Annotated in this window: 19 protein-coding genes and 1 pseudogene; 15 read left to right on the forward strand and 5 right to left on the reverse strand. The window is 39.8% G+C overall.

The genetic code is table 11. The features are described 5' to 3' along the window. Window positions 1-15: 15 nt before the first annotated feature. Window positions 16-138: pseudogene (locus ACQY1Y_RS15030) on the forward strand (DUF4277 domain-containing protein); the annotation flags it as partial. A gap of 60 nt (window positions 139-198) precedes the next feature. Here the strand turns inward: ACQY1Y_RS15030 and ACQY1Y_RS15035 are convergent. Next, the gene (locus ACQY1Y_RS15035; RefSeq protein ID WP_002731649.1) at window positions 199-840 is read right to left on the reverse strand and encodes a cofactor assembly of complex C subunit B; all 642 of its coding nucleotides are present in this window, start codon (window positions 838-840) and stop codon (window positions 199-201) included. A 9-nt stretch (window positions 841-849) separates the two neighbouring features. Continuing rightward, complete coding sequence (rpaB, locus tag ACQY1Y_RS15040; protein ID WP_002734727.1) at window positions 850-1,578, reverse strand: response regulator transcription factor RpaB; 729 nt, start codon at window positions 1,576-1,578, stop codon at window positions 850-852. A 233-nt stretch (window positions 1,579-1,811) separates the two neighbouring features. Here rpaB and radA point away from each other — a divergent pair, with 233 nt between their 5' ends. The 13 genes from radA (at window position 1,812) to ACQY1Y_RS15105 (ending at window position 12,003) form a co-directional block, all read left to right on the forward strand. Then, window positions 1,812-3,338, forward strand: a complete 1,527-nt coding sequence (gene radA, locus ACQY1Y_RS15045; RefSeq protein ID WP_430013062.1) for a DNA repair protein RadA — start codon at window positions 1,812-1,814, stop codon at window positions 3,336-3,338. Between the two features lie 45 nt (window positions 3,339-3,383). Continuing rightward, the gene (petL, locus tag ACQY1Y_RS15050) at window positions 3,384-3,485 is read left to right on the forward strand and encodes a cytochrome b6-f complex subunit PetL (protein WP_002752397.1); all 102 of its coding nucleotides are present in this window, start codon (window positions 3,384-3,386) and stop codon (window positions 3,483-3,485) included. Window positions 3,486-3,556: 71 nt separating this feature from the next. Beyond that, window positions 3,557-4,027: a DUF29 domain-containing protein gene (locus tag ACQY1Y_RS15055; RefSeq protein ID WP_002733892.1), complete on the forward strand. Its 471-nt coding sequence runs from the start codon at window positions 3,557-3,559 to the stop codon at window positions 4,025-4,027. Further along, the gene (locus ACQY1Y_RS15060; protein WP_016515037.1) at window positions 4,024-4,479 is read left to right on the forward strand and encodes a DUF29 domain-containing protein; all 456 of its coding nucleotides are present in this window, start codon (window positions 4,024-4,026) and stop codon (window positions 4,477-4,479) included. Before ACQY1Y_RS15055 ends, ACQY1Y_RS15060 begins: the two co-directional genes overlap by 4 nt. Window positions 4,480-4,490: 11 nt before the next feature. Further along, window positions 4,491-4,946: a DUF29 domain-containing protein gene (locus ACQY1Y_RS15065; RefSeq protein WP_430013063.1), complete on the forward strand. Its 456-nt coding sequence runs from the start codon at window positions 4,491-4,493 to the stop codon at window positions 4,944-4,946. Between the two features lie 11 nt (window positions 4,947-4,957). Next, window positions 4,958-5,416, forward strand: a complete 459-nt coding sequence (locus ACQY1Y_RS15070; RefSeq protein WP_430013064.1) for a DUF29 domain-containing protein — start codon at window positions 4,958-4,960, stop codon at window positions 5,414-5,416. Beyond that, window positions 5,409-6,338 carry a lysylphosphatidylglycerol synthase transmembrane domain-containing protein gene (locus tag ACQY1Y_RS15075; protein ID WP_024969564.1) on the forward strand — a complete coding sequence of 310 codons (930 nt, stop codon included), beginning with the start codon at window positions 5,409-5,411 and terminating at the stop codon, window positions 6,336-6,338. Before ACQY1Y_RS15070 ends, ACQY1Y_RS15075 begins: the two co-directional genes overlap by 8 nt. Before the next feature lie 185 nt (window positions 6,339-6,523). Then, complete coding sequence (locus ACQY1Y_RS15080; protein ID WP_430013065.1) at window positions 6,524-7,333, forward strand: Uma2 family endonuclease; 810 nt, start codon at window positions 6,524-6,526, stop codon at window positions 7,331-7,333. Window positions 7,334-7,628: 295 nt separating this feature from the next. Beyond that, entirely contained in the window at window positions 7,629-9,002 is a 1,374-nt protein-coding gene (locus ACQY1Y_RS15085) for a 1-acyl-sn-glycerol-3-phosphate acyltransferase (protein ID WP_430013066.1), read from the forward strand. Window positions 9,003-9,041: 39 nt separating this feature from the next. Next, window positions 9,042-9,863, forward strand: coding sequence for an alpha-ketoglutarate-dependent dioxygenase AlkB (locus ACQY1Y_RS15090; RefSeq protein WP_002742372.1), 822 nt, complete (start codon window positions 9,042-9,044; stop codon window positions 9,861-9,863). A 2-nt stretch (window positions 9,864-9,865) separates the two neighbouring features. After that, window positions 9,866-10,411, forward strand: a complete 546-nt coding sequence (locus tag ACQY1Y_RS15095; RefSeq protein WP_259678998.1) for a hypothetical protein — start codon at window positions 9,866-9,868, stop codon at window positions 10,409-10,411. Window positions 10,412-10,436: 25 nt separating this feature from the next. Then, complete coding sequence (locus ACQY1Y_RS15100; RefSeq protein ID WP_259678999.1) at window positions 10,437-11,246, forward strand: hypothetical protein; 810 nt, start codon at window positions 10,437-10,439, stop codon at window positions 11,244-11,246. Window positions 11,247-11,541: 295 nt separating this feature from the next. Continuing rightward, window positions 11,542-12,003: an Hsp20/alpha crystallin family protein gene (locus ACQY1Y_RS15105; protein WP_002733604.1), complete on the forward strand. Its 462-nt coding sequence runs from the start codon at window positions 11,542-11,544 to the stop codon at window positions 12,001-12,003. Window positions 12,004-12,105: 102 nt separating this feature from the next. On the opposite strand, the gene ACQY1Y_RS15110 is transcribed toward ACQY1Y_RS15105, so the two are convergent. The 3 genes from ACQY1Y_RS15110 to ACQY1Y_RS15120 form a co-directional block, all read right to left on the reverse strand. After that, on the reverse strand, window positions 12,106-13,320 hold the full coding sequence (locus ACQY1Y_RS15110) for a DUF790 family protein (protein ID WP_430013067.1): 1,215 nt from the start codon (window positions 13,318-13,320) through the stop codon (window positions 12,106-12,108). Between the two features lie 78 nt (window positions 13,321-13,398). Further along, on the reverse strand, window positions 13,399-13,743 hold the full coding sequence (locus tag ACQY1Y_RS15115; protein ID WP_002732938.1) for a hypothetical protein: 345 nt from the start codon (window positions 13,741-13,743) through the stop codon (window positions 13,399-13,401). Between the two features lie 237 nt (window positions 13,744-13,980). After that, entirely contained in the window at window positions 13,981-14,175 is a 195-nt protein-coding gene (locus ACQY1Y_RS15120; protein ID WP_002734413.1) for a hypothetical protein, read from the reverse strand. A 359-nt stretch (window positions 14,176-14,534) separates the two neighbouring features. Between ACQY1Y_RS15120 and ACQY1Y_RS15125 the strand changes: the two genes are divergently transcribed. After that, window positions 14,535-14,885 carry an STAS domain-containing protein gene (locus ACQY1Y_RS15125; RefSeq protein ID WP_002742362.1) on the forward strand — a complete coding sequence of 117 codons (351 nt, stop codon included), beginning with the start codon at window positions 14,535-14,537 and terminating at the stop codon, window positions 14,883-14,885. The last annotated feature ends 262 nt before the right edge of the window (window positions 14,886-15,147 follow it).

The raw sequence follows: 15,147 nt of genomic DNA on the forward strand, positions 1-15,147 counted from the left end.
TTCAAGTCAAGAAAAATGTCAAAGATAGAAGTAAAAAATCTAGATCACTTAGGAATAGTAGCGGGAATAATTGATGAAATAGGAATCGAAGAGATAATTAACTTAAAATTAGGAATAGATCAGCGAGAGAAAATAACATTTTGAGCGCTAATTGCCTACTCTCATCTTAACCAAATTCTTAAATCTTACTGAAATCGTCTAAAACTGACTGAAAGTGTTGGCTAATTTATCAGCAATTCCCTCGATCCAAATTTCATCTTGTTTAGTATAACTGCGCGGCGCATTTGCCGCCAAAATTAACACCCCTTCCTTACCGATGGGTTGACAGATTAAGCCTTGGGTGTTTTCCGGCAAATAGTCAAATTCGATTTTGGCGGGATATAAATTTAAATTAACTAAATAGACGGCTTTACCGGTTTCTAAAACTCTTTTGATAATATTACTAACTTTAACTTCAGAATTCTGGCTTAAGATACCGCGACGTAATAAAACTTTTCCCTGATAATAAACGATCAGAGATTTTGTCACGGTGTTGGTTAAAAGTAAATGGGAAGCCCAGGCAAGCTCAATTTTAACTGATTCTGGCAAATCTGGGGCAAATTCCAGACCTTCGCGCCCGATTAATTCCACCGCATCCGGTAAGCGGGGTTGAACTCTTTGCCAGATTAAACCCACCAAAATTAAAACCCCACTCAAAATCACTCCCATCACATCGGAACGCGCTTGCGATGGGGTTAAATCGGCAGTGGCAAAACGATTAAACATTAATACCGTACCCCCGACGATGCCGGCGAACAGGGGTAACAGTCTTAAAATACGATTGGGATCAGCTGGTGCCATAGCTGAGAACTATTCCTCGTCTAGTTCTAAAATCCGCTGGAAAAGATAGCCTGTACCTCTAGCGGTGAGAATTAACTCAGGATTGCTGGGATCATCTTCTAATTTGGCTCGTAAACGGGAAATATGCACATCCACTACCCGCGTATCCACATGACGTTCGGGGGTATAACCCCAAACTTCCTGAAGGATTTCCGAGCGGGAAAAAGCTTCTCCTGATCGACTGACCAATAATTCTAGTAAACTAAATTCCATACCGGTCAGACGGATGCGTTCATCCCCCTTATAAACTTGGCGTTTATTGGTATCGATTTTAATGGAACCGATATGAATCACACCGGAACTAGGAATCCCCGGAGCGCCATTTTTCTCTACCCGACGCAACACCGAACGAATCCGCGCCTCGAGTTCTTTGGGAGAAAAAGGTTTAACTACATAGTCATCCGCGCCCAATTCTAGCCCAGTAATTCGATCGGCCACATCGCCCAAAGCGGTTAACATAATGATAGGAATATCCGATTCTTTGCGGAGTTCCTGACAGACACCGTAACCGTCTAATTTCGGCATCATCACATCCAAAACCACTAAATCGGGTTCGGCGGTGCGGAAGGTTTCTAAAGCTTCCTCTCCGTCGGCGGCGGTGACGACTTCATAACCAATCATCGACAAACGAGTCTCTAAGATACGACGGATGCTGGCTTCATCATCAACAACGAGAATTTTTTCCTTCTGGTTCTCCAACTGAATTAACACTCCTTAGTTAAATAGTGTGATGAATTTTAAAGTTAAATAACGAGCGTTCCTGTTTATAGAATATCCCTTTGCCGTTATCATTAAGCCTAAATTTCCTATTTTATTTCTTTTATGGCAATTATCAATAACTTTATGGTCTTCCTTCCCCTTTATCATACTTAACTAAATTTGACAAGAGAATTGATCCTCAAACCGCTTTTCTTCAACTTTTCTTAAAAAACATGGCGAAATCGCGAACAATATATATCTGTAGCGCTTGTGGGGCGGAATCTCCCCAATGGTTGGGAAAATGCCCCAGTTGTGACACCTACGGGACGCTAGAAGAACAAGTGATGGCTGGTGGCAATAATCCGGCGGGAAATCGCCCAGGATGGCAAAATAGTCGCCCAAATAACGGCAAAGGGCAACGCAACCCGCAACCGCGCATCTCGGTGCGCTTCTCGGAAATTACCCAGTATGAACAGGAACGTTTTCCCTCTGGTTACGGGGAATTCGATCGCGTTCTCGGCGGTGGCATTGTCCCCGGTTCTCTTGTACTAATCGGCGGCGATCCGGGTATCGGCAAATCGACGCTTTTACTGCAAGTTACCAACCAACTCGCCCAAAGATTACCGCGCATCCTCTACGTTTCCGCTGAAGAATCGGGACAACAGATTAAACTGCGGGCTGCCCGTTTGGGGGTGGGAGTGGTTGCCGTGGAGTCGGAAAATAACGGCAATGGCAAGGAGAAAAAAGCCTCTGAATCAACCTCAGAACTCGATAATCATCTCTATGTTCTGCCAGAAACCGATTTAGAGGAAATTTTGCGGGAATTAGAATCTTTACGCCCACAGGTGGCGGTAATTGACAGTATTCAAACTCTTTATTTTGGGGCGTTAACTTCCGCACCGGGATCCGTCGCCCAAGTTCGCGAATGTACCTCCGCCTTGATGCAGGTGGCAAAACGGGAGAATATTACTTTATTAATTGTCGGTCATGTGACTAAAGAAGGGGCGATCGCTGGTCCGCGAGTTTTGGAACATTTGGTCGATACGGTGTTATATTTTGAAGGCGATCGCTATGCCTCCCATCGTCTCTTAAGATCCGTGAAAAACCGTTTTGGGGCCACCCATGAGATCGGTATTTTCGAGATGGTGGATCACGGTTTGGTGGAAGTGGAAAACCCCTCAGAATTGTTTTTAGGCAATCGCGACGAATTTTCCCCGGGTACGGCGACGGTGGTAGCCTGTGAAGGTACACGCCCGATTGTGGTGGAGTTACAGGCATTAGTTAGCCCTACCAGCTATGCTTCCCCCCGAAGATCGACTACTGGCATAGAATACAACCGATTACAGCAAATTCTCGCCGTTTTAGAAAAGCGCGTCGGCATTCCTTTATCGAAATTAGATGCCTATGTTGCCTCCGCAGGAGGGTTGGGAGTGGAAGAACCGGCGGCGGATCTGGGAGTTGCGATCGCTGTTGTCGCCAGTTTTCGCGATCGAGTTGTGGATCCGCGCACAGTCTTAATCGGGGAAGTGGGATTAGGCGGACAAGTGCGCCTAGTGTCGCAAATGGAACTAAGATTAAAAGAAGCGGCTAAATTGGGCTTTAAACGGGCAATTGTCCCCAGAGGTCAAGTTTATCCCGAAGATGTGGGCTTAGAAATTGTTCCAGTCGGCAAGGTAATCGAGGCAATTGTCGCCGCAATTCCCCCCCAGCAGCGCTTTGGGGAAGATATAGAAGAGGAGGAAGGGGAAGGGCAAGAATAACGGTACAATGCTAAAAAAGATTAAATTACTTGGGAGATTTTCACCATGTCTGTGTTAGCTGTTGCCGCTTTAGCGGGTTATCTGATCGTTTTTACCGGAATTGCCCTCGGTCTCTTTTTCGGTCTGCGCTCCGCTAAAATTATCTAGTATATAAACAGGAAAAAGCTTTAGTGATCGGTTTAACTGGTCACTATTGCCAATTCTAGGGGAAATAAAAAATGACTGTTATTCTAGACTTAAAAACTCTCTACGAAATTGATGATTCTCTCTGGTTAGAAGAAACTATCGAACTCTTGAAAGCGAAAAAATTTGACGCTTTAGATTTAGACAATTTAATCGAGGAGTTAGAAGACTTGGGGAACGAAAAAAGGTTTCGTGTTGCTAGTTTTTTACAGCAAATTATTAGACATTGTTTATTATTACAGTTTTGGACAAGGGAAAGAGAATATAATCAAGCTCATTGGCAAGCAGAGATAGTGAGTTTTAAAGATCAACTAAAACGTTATTTAACCACAAATCTTCGTAAATATCTAGAACAGGAATTTGAGCAAATTTACTTTGAGTCCGTGCGATACGTTCGTCAAAAAACCGATAATAAAGTCAACTTTCCTGATATTTGTCCCTACAGTTTAGAAGAACTTCTCGATCCTAATTGGCTACCATCTGACAATCAAGGAGATAAAAAATGACTGTTATTCCCGACTTAAAAACTCTCTACGAGATTGATGATTCTCTTTGGTTAGAAGAAACTATAGAACTGCTCAAGGCTAAAAATTTTGAGGCTTTAGATTTAGAGAATTTAATCGAGGAGTTAGAAGACTTGGGAAACGAAAAAAAGTTTCGTGTTGCCAGTTTATTAGAGCAAATTATTCGTCATGCTTTGTTACTGCAATTTTGGACAGAGAAAAGAGCATATAATCAGGATCACTGGGAGTTAGAAATAGTCAACTTTCAAATTCAGCTAAAAAGATACTTAACCACCAATCTCCGTAATTATTTACAAAATGAATTAACTAACATTTATGAAGATGCAGTTTTCTTTGTCAGAAAAAAGACTAAAAATCAAGTCAACTTTCCCGATACTTGTCCCTACAGTTTAGAAGAACTTCTCAATCCCAATTGGCTACCACCTTACGAATAAAGGAAATGATAATGACTGTTATTCCCGACTTAAAAACTCTCTACGAAGTTGATGATTCTCTCTGGTTAGAAGAAACTATCGAACTCTTAAAAGCGAGAAGATTTGACGCTTTAGATTTAGAGAATTTAATCGAGGAGTTAGAAGATTTGGGAAACGAAAAAAAGTTTCGTGTTGCTAGTTTTTTACAGCAAATTATTCGTCATGCTTTGTTACTGCAATTTTGGACAAGGGAAAGAGAATATAATCAAAGTCATTGGGAATCAGAACTGGTAAATTTTCAAGATCAATTAAATACCTACCTAACGGCAAGTTTACGGAAATATTTAGAACAAGAATTTGATAATATTTATCAGAAGGCAACCCGTTATGTGAGAAAAAAGACAAAAAATCAAGTTATTTTTCCCGATACTTGTCCCTACAGTTTAGAAGAACTTCTCGATCCCAATTGGCTACCACCATACGAATAAAGGAGATGATAATGACTGTTATTCCCGACTTAAAAACTCTCTACGAAATTGATGATTCTCTCTGGTTAGAAGAAACTATCGAACTCTTAAAAGCGAAGAGATTTGACGCTTTAGACTTAGAGAATTTAATCGAGGAGTTAGAAGATTTGGGAAACGAAAAAAAGTTTCGTGTTGCTAGTTTATTAGAGCAAATTATTAGACATTGTTTATTGTTACAATTTTGGATAAGGGAAAGAGAATATAATCGTTCTCATTGGCGTTCAGAAATCGTCAATTTCAAAAACCAGATCGACACTTATTTAACTACTAATCTCCGCAATTATCTCACTCAAGAATCACCTCGTATTTACCAGAAAGCTTTAAATTATGTTAGAGAAAAAACCGATAATCAAGTTAGTTTTCCTGGGGAATGTCCCTACAGTTTAGAAAATCTTCTTGATCTCGATTGGTTCCCCCCAGAAAATGAATAAAGGAAAAAATGAAATGCTGAAAAAGTTTCTACGTTGGCTGATTATTGGGGGAACCTTATTTTTTGTTCTCAGTAACCTTAAAAATAACTGGGATAACGTCACCTCAGTTAGAATTGAAAATCATGGCTGGTTATTTCTTTTCTTGGCACTTGTAACCACTGTTATCGCTCAAATTTGGGCAGGATGGGTGTGGACATGGATACTCAAAAGCTATCAACAACCGATTAAAACCTCCACAGGAATTGGCATCTATATGATTACCAATTTAGGAAAATACTTACCTGGTAATATCGGTCACTTTTATGCTCGCATCGTGGCAATTAATAAAGCAGGAAGTGATTGGGGAATCGCCAGTTTAAGCGTTTTATTAGAACTTTTATTGCTGGTGTGTGCAGCCTTAGCCATAGCAGTTATTGGTAGTGGTTTAGGTTGGATGAAATCTAGCTCAAGTCTAGGGATACAGATATTAGTTTTAGGATTAATTTTAATCAGCATTCATCCCAAATTTTTAAATTATCCTCTCAAAATCCTTAGCCAAAAGAAAAAGATTGCTCAAGAACCTGTTTATCTAACTAAATATCCTCTCGTCCCTCTCTTGGGTGAAACTGGATTTTTATTGTGGCGCGGTGCGGGTTTTATTTTAGCTTGGATGGTGTTAAAAATGATTACCCCCGCTCAGATTTTACCCCTCTTAGGAACCTTTAGTTTTGCTTGGTTATTGGGTTTAGTTGTCCCCGGAGCGCCGGGGGGATTAGGAGTGTTTGAAGCTACAGCGATTGCACTTTTTGACACAGAAAAATTTCCCGCCGCTAACGTACTTGTCACCGTTGCTATCTATCGTTTAATTAGCATTCTCTCCGAAGTCATTGCCGCCGGAATCGGGACAAAATTAGTTAAAGATAAAGCCAAGTTTTTTGGTTAGCTTAAGGATATTATTCGGGTGTGTTAGCCCAGTATAATGCACCCGGAAGAAAAGTTTTGATCATTGTTAAGCGAAGATAATTTTCTCAACTCCTAACATCTATCTCCTCACTCCTAAATTCTGATGTAACATAGGATCAATAATCAGCAAAAACATGGATACTCCCACCTAGAGAGGCCGAAAAAATGACGATTGCCAAAAGCGACGAAACTGCCACCTCTCCGGCACTGATAGAAGAAGATTTCGAGGACTTCTGGGAACCCCCCCCACCCCCCACAGACTTAATTTTTGATGATGGTGAACCTTTGGAAAGCAACCGACACCGCATTGCCATGAATGTCTTGATTCGCTCCCTACAGCAGGGTTACGGTGAACGAGACGACTTCTACACCGGTGGCAATATGTTTATTTATTTCAGCCGTGAACAAGCCAAAAATCGCGATTTTCGCGGGCCAGATTTCTTCGCTGTCCTCAATGTCGATGGTACGAGAGAGCGACAGGGTTGGGTAATTTGGGAAGAAGAGGGACGTTATCCTGACGTTATCGTGGAATTAACCTCTCCTAGTACCGCTAAGACTGATAAAGTGCGAAAAAAGGCAATTTATGAGGGAACCTTCCGCACGCCAGATTATTTCATCTACGATCCTTTTGATGCCAATTCTTTACAAGGATGGCATTTAGGGGCCGACCAACGCTACCATTCTTTAGAACGAAACGAGCGCGGCTGGTTATGGTGCGAAACTTTAGGCTATTGGTTGGGAACTTGGGAAGGCACTATTGACCGAGAAACGGCAATCTGGGCAAGATTTTATGACTCGGAAGGCAATTTAATCCCCTTGCCAGAAGAAGCAGCCCAGGAGCAGGCGGCTGCAGCACAGGAGCAGGCGGCTGCAGCACAGGAGCAATTAAATGCTACTCAGCAAGCTCTGGAAGCGGAAAGACAGCGTTCTCAACGGCTGGCAGCTCGTTTGCAGGAAATGGGGATAGAGCTATAGTATAGCTGTATTTGTTTAGGTGAGGAGGTAAACTGCTCCTGTTCCTCCTCGCTCAAAGTCGGTTAATTTCTCCTTTCACGGTTGAGGGAGCCTGTAATCCCAGTCTATTTGAAATCTAGCTCGACATCTGTTTGCTGCTGTGATTAGCTTTTGACCAGTGAGTAATTATTGATCAGAGTTTTCTTGGATTCTTTCTTAAACAGTAAACAGTGAACTGAAAACTCAAATTTGATAACTGATAACTGATAACTGATAACTGTCTCAACTAGGAAATTTATTTGGCACGACTACTTATATGTCTAATCTATCTTTGGGCGCACAACCTCCTCTAGAATTTATACCCCCTGACCTTAATCCCTTGCTTTTAAAGGGATGTCAAATCTTTTTACCTCTCTGGTTACAAACTCAAACCAACTTAAGGGAAATTTCGGCCGCTAATCTAGAAACTTTAATCACATTTTATCAAAAAAGTCAAGAGAAAAAAGTACGTTTACTGCTTGCCTTTCGTCATCCCAGTATTAACGATCCCTACTGTATGGCCTATCTTTTGTGGAAATTAGTACCCAAAAAAGCCCAAGAGTTAGGAATAAAATTAAACAATCCAATTCACGCTTATTTTATGTACGATCGAGGGATTCCTTTATGGGCGGGAGAAAGGGTAGGATGGTTATATTCTAAGTTAGGTGGCACACCAATTCAACGGGGAAAAGCTGATTTAATCGGATTGCGTTCGGCTCGTCGTTTATTATTAGAAGGAGATTATCCTTTAGCCGCCGCTCCGGAAGGGGCAACTAACGGACATAATGAGCTTGTGAGTGCGATTGAACCGGGTATTTCTCAATTGGCTTTTTGGGGGGTGGATGATGTCAGAAAAGCTAAACAAGAGCAAGAAGTAATTATTTTACCCATTGGTATTCAGTATTTTTATCTGACTCCAGTGTGGCAAGAAATCGAGCGAATTTTAACTAATTTAGAAACCGATAGCGGTTTAGAAACAATCCCAAATTTATCCCTAGAAGAAAAGGTTTTATACGAGCGTCTTTTTCGTTTAGGAGAAAGATTATTATCCTTAATGGAGGATTTTTATCGAGATTTCTACTATCAATCTTTGCCTGTAGTGCCTGCCAATGGTGATGATCCAAATGAAACCCTAGCCAAACGTTTAGCCAATTTATTAGATGTGGCCTTACAAACCGTAGAAAAGTATTTTAATCTTTCTCCTAATGGTAATGTAATTGATCGCTGTCGTCGTTTAGAACAAGCAGGATGGGAACGCATTTATCGGGAAGAATTAAAACCCACTCATTCTATTTCTCCCCTTGAATTAGGATTAGCTGATCGCCTGGCCGATGAAGCTAATTTAAAAATGTGGCACATGAGAATTGTCGAAAGTTTCGTCTCAGTAACTGGTTATTATGTCAAAGAAAAACCCACCGTAGAAAGATTTGCTGAGACAATTTTATTACTCTGGGATTTAGTGACAAGAATTAAAGGAGGTAATCCCTTTTTCCGTCCCCAAATTGGTCAACAAAAAGCGATAATAACTATCGGTAAACCTATTTCCGTATCCGAGCGCTATGCCGATTATAAAAGCGAGCGACGCTCGGCCGTAGCACAATTAACCCAAGATTTACAAACCAGTTTAGAAAGTTTAATTATTCATCAGTAGATAATTAATATCAAAATGTTTTAATTTTTTATCCTATCTATGAGTAAATATAAAACTTTGCATATCAAAGAATCTATCTCTCTTTTAAAAGTCTATCTGCTAGAGGCAGAAAAAACTCAGCCGATACAAGCATTGATTGACTTTAAAACATCTCAGTCTGATAATATTAGACAGTTTGCTCAATTTTCAGATTATAGCTATAGCACATTATACAAATGGTTTAGGCGTTATCGTCAGCAAGGAATTAGAGAATTTATCAAAATTAATCCTCTAGAATCAACCATTGGAGAAACATTAATTAATCGAGACGGTGAAGTTATTTTTTACCAAGAAATATTCAATGATAAACAAAGTGAATATTTGCTAAATATTTTGCAAAATGAGATAGCTTGGCGACAGGATTATATAAAAATGATGGGGCAAACCTTACCTCTACCTCGATTAACTGCTTGGTATGGCGATTCAGATAAATCCTATACTTATTCAGGAATTAATATGAATCCTCTTGCTTGGACAGATACCTTATTATATATTAAAGAGAGAGCGGAAACTCTAGCAGGTACGAAATTTAATAGCGTGCTTCTGAATTTTTATCGAGATGGTCGAGATAGCGTCGCTTGGCATAGTGATGATGAACCAGAATTAGGCAAAAATCCAGTTATTGCATCGGTTAGTTTTGGCAGCACAAGAAAATTTTCACTTAAACATAAACAGGAGGAAGATATTATCAATCTTGAGCTAACATCAGGTAGTTTGCTAATCATGCGCGGAGCAACTCAACACCACTGGTTACATCAATTACCCAAAACTAATCACAATATTTCTGCGAGAATTAATCTTACTTTTAGGAATATTATCTAACCATGAACGAACTTAACAATTTATACCACTTAATTATCGAAAATTTAATTGATCTGAATAGATTACAGGGAAAAAGTCTTAGTATTAAATCTTACTTACAATCTTTGCAACCTGATGTTAAACGACTAAGAAGTAGTTTTCATACTAATCATGTAAGTGTAGATTATTCTAATTATAACACTCAGGCTGCTTACTTACTGGCTTACTATCCTCATTATGTAGAAATGACTTATAGAGTTTTGGAAAGCTTGCAAGAAAAAGACCCCAGCTTGATGCAGCTAGTTTTTGATAAAAAACATCTCAAAGTTTGTTTATTTTGCGCGGGTGCTGCACCTGAAGCTCTTGGTTTATTAAGTTTTTTACGACAATTTTACCCAGAAGTAAAATCGATAGTTATCTATTCCTACGACCTATATTCTGATACTTGGCGAATCAGTCAAGACATCACTAAAAATATAATCAACAATTGCTTTAAAGACTATCATTTTGCTCTCCTCAGTCATCATTTAGATATAAATCAAATTGATTCTTTTTTTTTCAATAGTTAGTAATATAAAAGACAGCAATATTTTCATGTTTCAAAACTGTTTAAATGAATTTGGAGAAAATGATAAAGATTTAAAAACAATACTTGAAAACATGAAATTCTTATCAGAAAATATGCCTAGCCATAGCTTTATGTTTATAAACGATTTGAGATTATACACTCAAGTTAACAGAATTATAGATAGTATTATTAGTATAATTAATGATTTAAATAAAACGAACTTTGATGATTACAATGAACAAGCATTTTTGATCAATAAGAGTATGGAAGAAACTTTCAAATCATCAATCGCCATTTCTGATAATGTAACGAAATATTTATTAACGGGTGCGAACAACTTAATTCCCAGAAAAATAATTAATTATAATTATCTTAGCGTTTACAAAATTTTCAGGAAAGAAAGCAAGCTATTTGAACAAAGTATTGATAATAAATATATCGATTTATTAGAACAAGTTAACCGACTACAAACTAAGTTTAATAGTTTTGATGTTAAGCTAGAACAGTTATTAGCTGTTGAAAGTAATTATTTAAAAATTTCTGAGATTGTAGAATCCTATGATCAAAAATTAGAGGAATTTCAGACAACCTTGCAAAAGCAAAAAGATACAATACAAGCTGATTTAGAAACTTTTAAATCTCATCTGCAAAATCTTGAGACTAAGAACTCGAAACAAAAAATTAAGTTAGAGGAAATTGAGCGCAGACTGAATCGTTTTCAGGAAGAACGAAAAAACTTAACACGCCAACTAGAGAGAAATCGCAAAGCCGTTATATTCGCCATCTTAATTGGCTTGCTAGGGGTTATTTTAGGAGTTATTGCTCTATTTCGATGAAAATAATAGACAATAATTAGGTTTTGCTGAAAAAGTTTGTTGTTGGAGTCAGTTATCAGTTATCAGTTATCAGTCATCAGTTATCAGTTCTCAGTTCACTGAGAAAACACCCCACACCCCACACCCCACACCAGGAAAAACTTTTTCAGCAGACCCTAGTATAGGAGATAGTACGGGAATCTGGAAAAACTCAATACCGAAAACCCTACCCCGGTCAGACAATCTTTTATCTATCCTAAAAGTGTAGAGATAAACCAACATCTCTAGCGTTAAGAAAACTTCGGAGGTGACTTATATGGCACTTATACGCTGGGAACCTTTCAGAGAAGTAGAAAGCCTACAAAAAGAAATGAATCGCTTGTTGGACCGTATTGTGCCGACTGATGTAGGCAATGGCGAAAAAGTGGGGTTATCCTTCATCCCGGCGGCGGAAATGACCGAAACGCCAGAGGCAGTTCAGCTTAAACTGGAAATACCCGGTATGGAAGCCAAAGACCTCAACGTGGAAGTAACAGCCGATAGTCTGACCATTAATGGTGAAAGAAAATCGGAAATTAAAACCGAAGAAGAAGGATTTACCCGCACTGAATTCCGTTATGGTAAATTCCATCGGGTTATTCCTCTACCGGTTCAGGTTGATAACACTAACGTGGCTGCTGAATACAAAGATGGTATTCTCAATCTCACCCTCCCGAAAGCGGAAGAAGAAAAAAATAAAGTGGTGAAAGTGTCCATCAGTCCTGCCATTGCTCAATGATGTAGCACTCATTGTCCGGTCTTAAGCGAAAAAGTTGACCTAGTCTGATTAAACCGAAGCGGGAGTATTAAATCATACTTCCGCTTTTAGCTTCTTAACCCTTTAACTTAAAACTTCTAACACTGCCTGGGGTGATAATTTATCTTTAAACCAGATAACCTGAGCGGGTAGATTTTGAAATTTAACTCCGGCTTTTTCTAGATTTAACCGTTCCGATACGGCTAAAATTAGATTATTTGCTTGGGCCGATTTAACCTGTAAAAATTTCTTTTGTAGGTATTCTGGTCGCCAATAACCAACAATTTCGAGGAGAAAAACGCGACCATCGGGATGCACTAAACGGAAATCGGGAATCATCACTCCTCCGGGTAAAGGCACTAAATCTACTTCCCTTTCTAACTGCCATTCAGTTTTTAACTGTAACCAACGTTTAGCGAAAGATTCCTCTAACATACTATCGTAGGGTTTACCCGGGGAATAGTGGGACACCAGACCACAGTTATCCTCTAAATTGAACTGTTGTTTTTTAATAGTTCCTGTATAGGAATCTTTATACTGTAATTGTGCCTTCAAATTCCAGTGAGTAACATGGAGTAAGGCAGGAATTAATTTAGCGATTTCAAGGCCATAACGACTATTAGCTTTAAATAAACTGGTGGGACCATCGATAGTAATAGTAAATCCCGTGTCGGCATCCCCTTCGATATAAGTCATTAAACGAAATAGTTTTAGATAGCGAAAGAGATATTTATATTCCCCCGGATCGTTGCGATGGACGTTGATAATTAAATAACTGGCCCGATAAAAAATACCTTGAATTTGCGAGAGGTTAAAACGATGGATTAAGTTTTCGGGGGTGGGAGCATCAAATTGAGTGAGAATTTTATTCTCCGCTAAATCAGCATAGAGTCCTTTTTCTAGAGCTACTGGAAAAATTTCTTGATTTAATTCTTGGCTGAGTTGCTGGGCAATTTTTTCCAGAATTAGCGATCGATTTTGGGGAATAGGAACAAAGTTAGCCGCTTGTTCAAAAACTCTTTTTCTTAATTCCTGGGGTTCTAAGGGACTAATAATCTCAAAGTTGGCAAAATGATTGGTTAATAGGTGAGCAAATCCCCGTTTAATTTTATAATCGGGACTGTCTCCCTCCAAGATTAGGAGTTTTTGGCTTAATTCTCCCTTAGTTTGACCGATACTTTCCTGAAAACAGCTGATTTGTTCTTTGGCGATCGCCAGATAATCGGCAGCGATCGGTAAGCGTTTGGGAATAATTGTCTCGCCATTTTGACGGGAAATCAATAAATCGGTCGGTAACATGGCAAGCTAGAGAAGAATAGTCAGATGGGGAGAGGTGGGACGACAAGGAAAGGTCGAAACCCCAAAAATCCCCCGATTCTAACTATTTTGGTCGATATAACGCTCTAAATCCTCGATCACACGGGTTAATTCTGCTTCTGTGGTTAAGCGCAGGCGATCATCGCGGACCGTTAACAAAACTTTAGCCGAAAAAGGATTCGGATAAATATTGGGATTACAAAACACTTCCAGAAACACATCACCAGTGTGCTGATATTCCAGCGGTTTTTGGGGTTGGGGTTTACCCCCACTAGCAGCATTACTGGCGATCGCTTTCAGTCGATCGAGTAAAATATTAATTTCCCTTTGCAAATCCAGAGCAGCACTGGGACTGAAACGAAAAGTAACGGAACCTTGCAAGAGATTAAGAGTTAAAGGAATCATCGAAGAAATTAGGTTAAGAGAAAGCCTGCAGCTAATTATATTAATTTGGGGAAATTTGGGGAAATTGGGTTTTGGGGGATGGTTCAGCCAACAGTAATCAGTCAGGTTCTTCGTTACTAGGTCCGGTTCGATCGGGTGATCGCTAAATCATCCCTTATAACCCCGTCCATTGCATAAGCAGGAACCGAAAGGCCATCAGTGAACTGAAAACTCACCACTGATAACTGATAACTGAAGTTACCGACGCGGAACGAGATTAATCCGGCCTTCGTCCATTTCATCCATGAGTAACTCGAGGGCCTCGTAATCCACATCAGAAACGTAGCCAAGACGACCGAGGAGTTCACTGATTCCGTTCTCGATTTCTGGGGTGATTTGACGATAATATAGGGCTTTTTCCACTAATTGGCGGATAGTCGGCTGGGTATCCACAATTTCCTTACTCTAGCTCAACAAATCTAGTTTCTGTATCCTGCTTTACTTTATTTTAACAAAAATACCGGTATAATAGTGGGTTATCATCAGTTATTCGGGATTAGAGCTTAAACCTAACGACTTTCCCCTAGTGTTCACCCTAATAAGCCTTGATGACTGTTTCTCTTTACTGCCCAGATTATGAGGTTAACCTAAAACCAGTTCCTCCCTACAGGGGTCAAGATTAAGAAAAGATTAATCTTTTCAAGAGAGAGGAAATTTATCAAGACCGGGGTTGCAAAATCAGAAAGTTAGGACATAATAGCGGTATCTGATTTCTAGTTAAAAGGTTCATTTATGAATTTCAAAGCCCAGCCATGAAAAGTCCCGTAAAAGTCCCAGAAATTGCTCTATTTGAGCCAAGTGGCTATATTACCGCCGCTAACGTCCTAGAATTTCAAGAGCAGCTGACCAATCTGGTTAACCGGAGTCGCTCTATCACTTTTCTTGTGGATATGAGTAGGGTGGAATTCCTCGACAGCGCTGGATTAATGGCTTTAGTTACCGTCTTTCGTCTGGCTCAAAGTCAAGAAAAATCCCTCAATATCTGTTCTATTCCACCTTCAGTCAAGATTATCTTTGAATTAACCCAACTGGACCGGGTTCTCTCGATTTTCCCTAGCCGTGCTGACTTTGATGCTGTTATCACCCTCCCCCAAGCGGCGTAAGCCGACAAAATAGGGTTTCTCGCCGTAATTTCTCGGCTGAACTCTCAATTCTACCGATAAATCACCTCTTGACCGGATAGATTCCCATTTATATAACCCACTCCTCATGACAACAATTTTTCTCAAGGAGAGCCATTATACTGCTGAGATGGCTCTCCTCCTGTTTGGATATTATCTCTAGGGACAAACTACTCTACACTTGTTCGGAGCAGCTCACAAAAGACTGTCTGTTAAGAAATTCCATGACTTTAGTGATGACAGG

Origin of the sequence: Microcystis ichthyoblabe FBCC-A1114 (genome assembly GCF_050500245.1) — a bacterium.
GTDB classification, from domain to species: Bacteria; Cyanobacteriota; Cyanobacteriia; order Cyanobacteriales; family Microcystaceae; genus Microcystis; species Microcystis ichthyoblabe_A.

Excerpts from the sequence above, each read along its gene's own strand:
- ACQY1Y_RS15100 (WP_259678999.1), top strand. The coding sequence starts at position 10,437 with ATGTTTCAAAACTGTTTAAATGAATTTGGAGAAAATGATAAAGATTTA.
- ACQY1Y_RS15070 (WP_430013064.1), top strand. The coding sequence starts at position 4,958 with ATGACTGTTATTCCCGACTTAAAAACTCTCTACGAAATTGATGATTCT.
- ACQY1Y_RS15125 (WP_002742362.1), top strand. The coding sequence starts at position 14,535 with ATGAAAAGTCCCGTAAAAGTCCCAGAAATTGCTCTATTTGAGCCAAGT.
- radA (WP_430013062.1), top strand. The coding sequence starts at position 1,812 with ATGGCGAAATCGCGAACAATATATATCTGTAGCGCTTGTGGGGCGGAA.
- ACQY1Y_RS15080 (WP_430013065.1), top strand. The coding sequence starts at position 6,524 with ATGACGATTGCCAAAAGCGACGAAACTGCCACCTCTCCGGCACTGATA.
- petL (WP_002752397.1), top strand. The coding sequence starts at position 3,384 with ATGTCTGTGTTAGCTGTTGCCGCTTTAGCGGGTTATCTGATCGTTTTT.
- ACQY1Y_RS15065 (WP_430013063.1), top strand. The coding sequence starts at position 4,491 with ATGACTGTTATTCCCGACTTAAAAACTCTCTACGAAGTTGATGATTCT.
- ACQY1Y_RS15060 (WP_016515037.1), top strand. The coding sequence starts at position 4,024 with ATGACTGTTATTCCCGACTTAAAAACTCTCTACGAGATTGATGATTCT.
- ACQY1Y_RS15115 (WP_002732938.1), bottom strand. The coding sequence starts at position 13,743 with ATGATTCCTTTAACTCTTAATCTCTTGCAAGGTTCCGTTACTTTTCGT.
- ACQY1Y_RS15110 (WP_430013067.1), bottom strand. The coding sequence starts at position 13,320 with ATGTTACCGACCGATTTATTGATTTCCCGTCAAAATGGCGAGACAATT.
- ACQY1Y_RS15035 (WP_002731649.1), bottom strand. The coding sequence starts at position 840 with ATGGCACCAGCTGATCCCAATCGTATTTTAAGACTGTTACCCCTGTTC.
- ACQY1Y_RS15090 (WP_002742372.1), top strand. The coding sequence starts at position 9,042 with ATGAGTAAATATAAAACTTTGCATATCAAAGAATCTATCTCTCTTTTA.
- ACQY1Y_RS15105 (WP_002733604.1), top strand. The coding sequence starts at position 11,542 with ATGGCACTTATACGCTGGGAACCTTTCAGAGAAGTAGAAAGCCTACAA.
- ACQY1Y_RS15055 (WP_002733892.1), top strand. The coding sequence starts at position 3,557 with ATGACTGTTATTCTAGACTTAAAAACTCTCTACGAAATTGATGATTCT.
- ACQY1Y_RS15075 (WP_024969564.1), top strand. The coding sequence starts at position 5,409 with ATGAATAAAGGAAAAAATGAAATGCTGAAAAAGTTTCTACGTTGGCTG.
- ACQY1Y_RS15085 (WP_430013066.1), top strand. The coding sequence starts at position 7,629 with ATGTCTAATCTATCTTTGGGCGCACAACCTCCTCTAGAATTTATACCC.
- ACQY1Y_RS15095 (WP_259678998.1), top strand. The coding sequence starts at position 9,866 with ATGAACGAACTTAACAATTTATACCACTTAATTATCGAAAATTTAATT.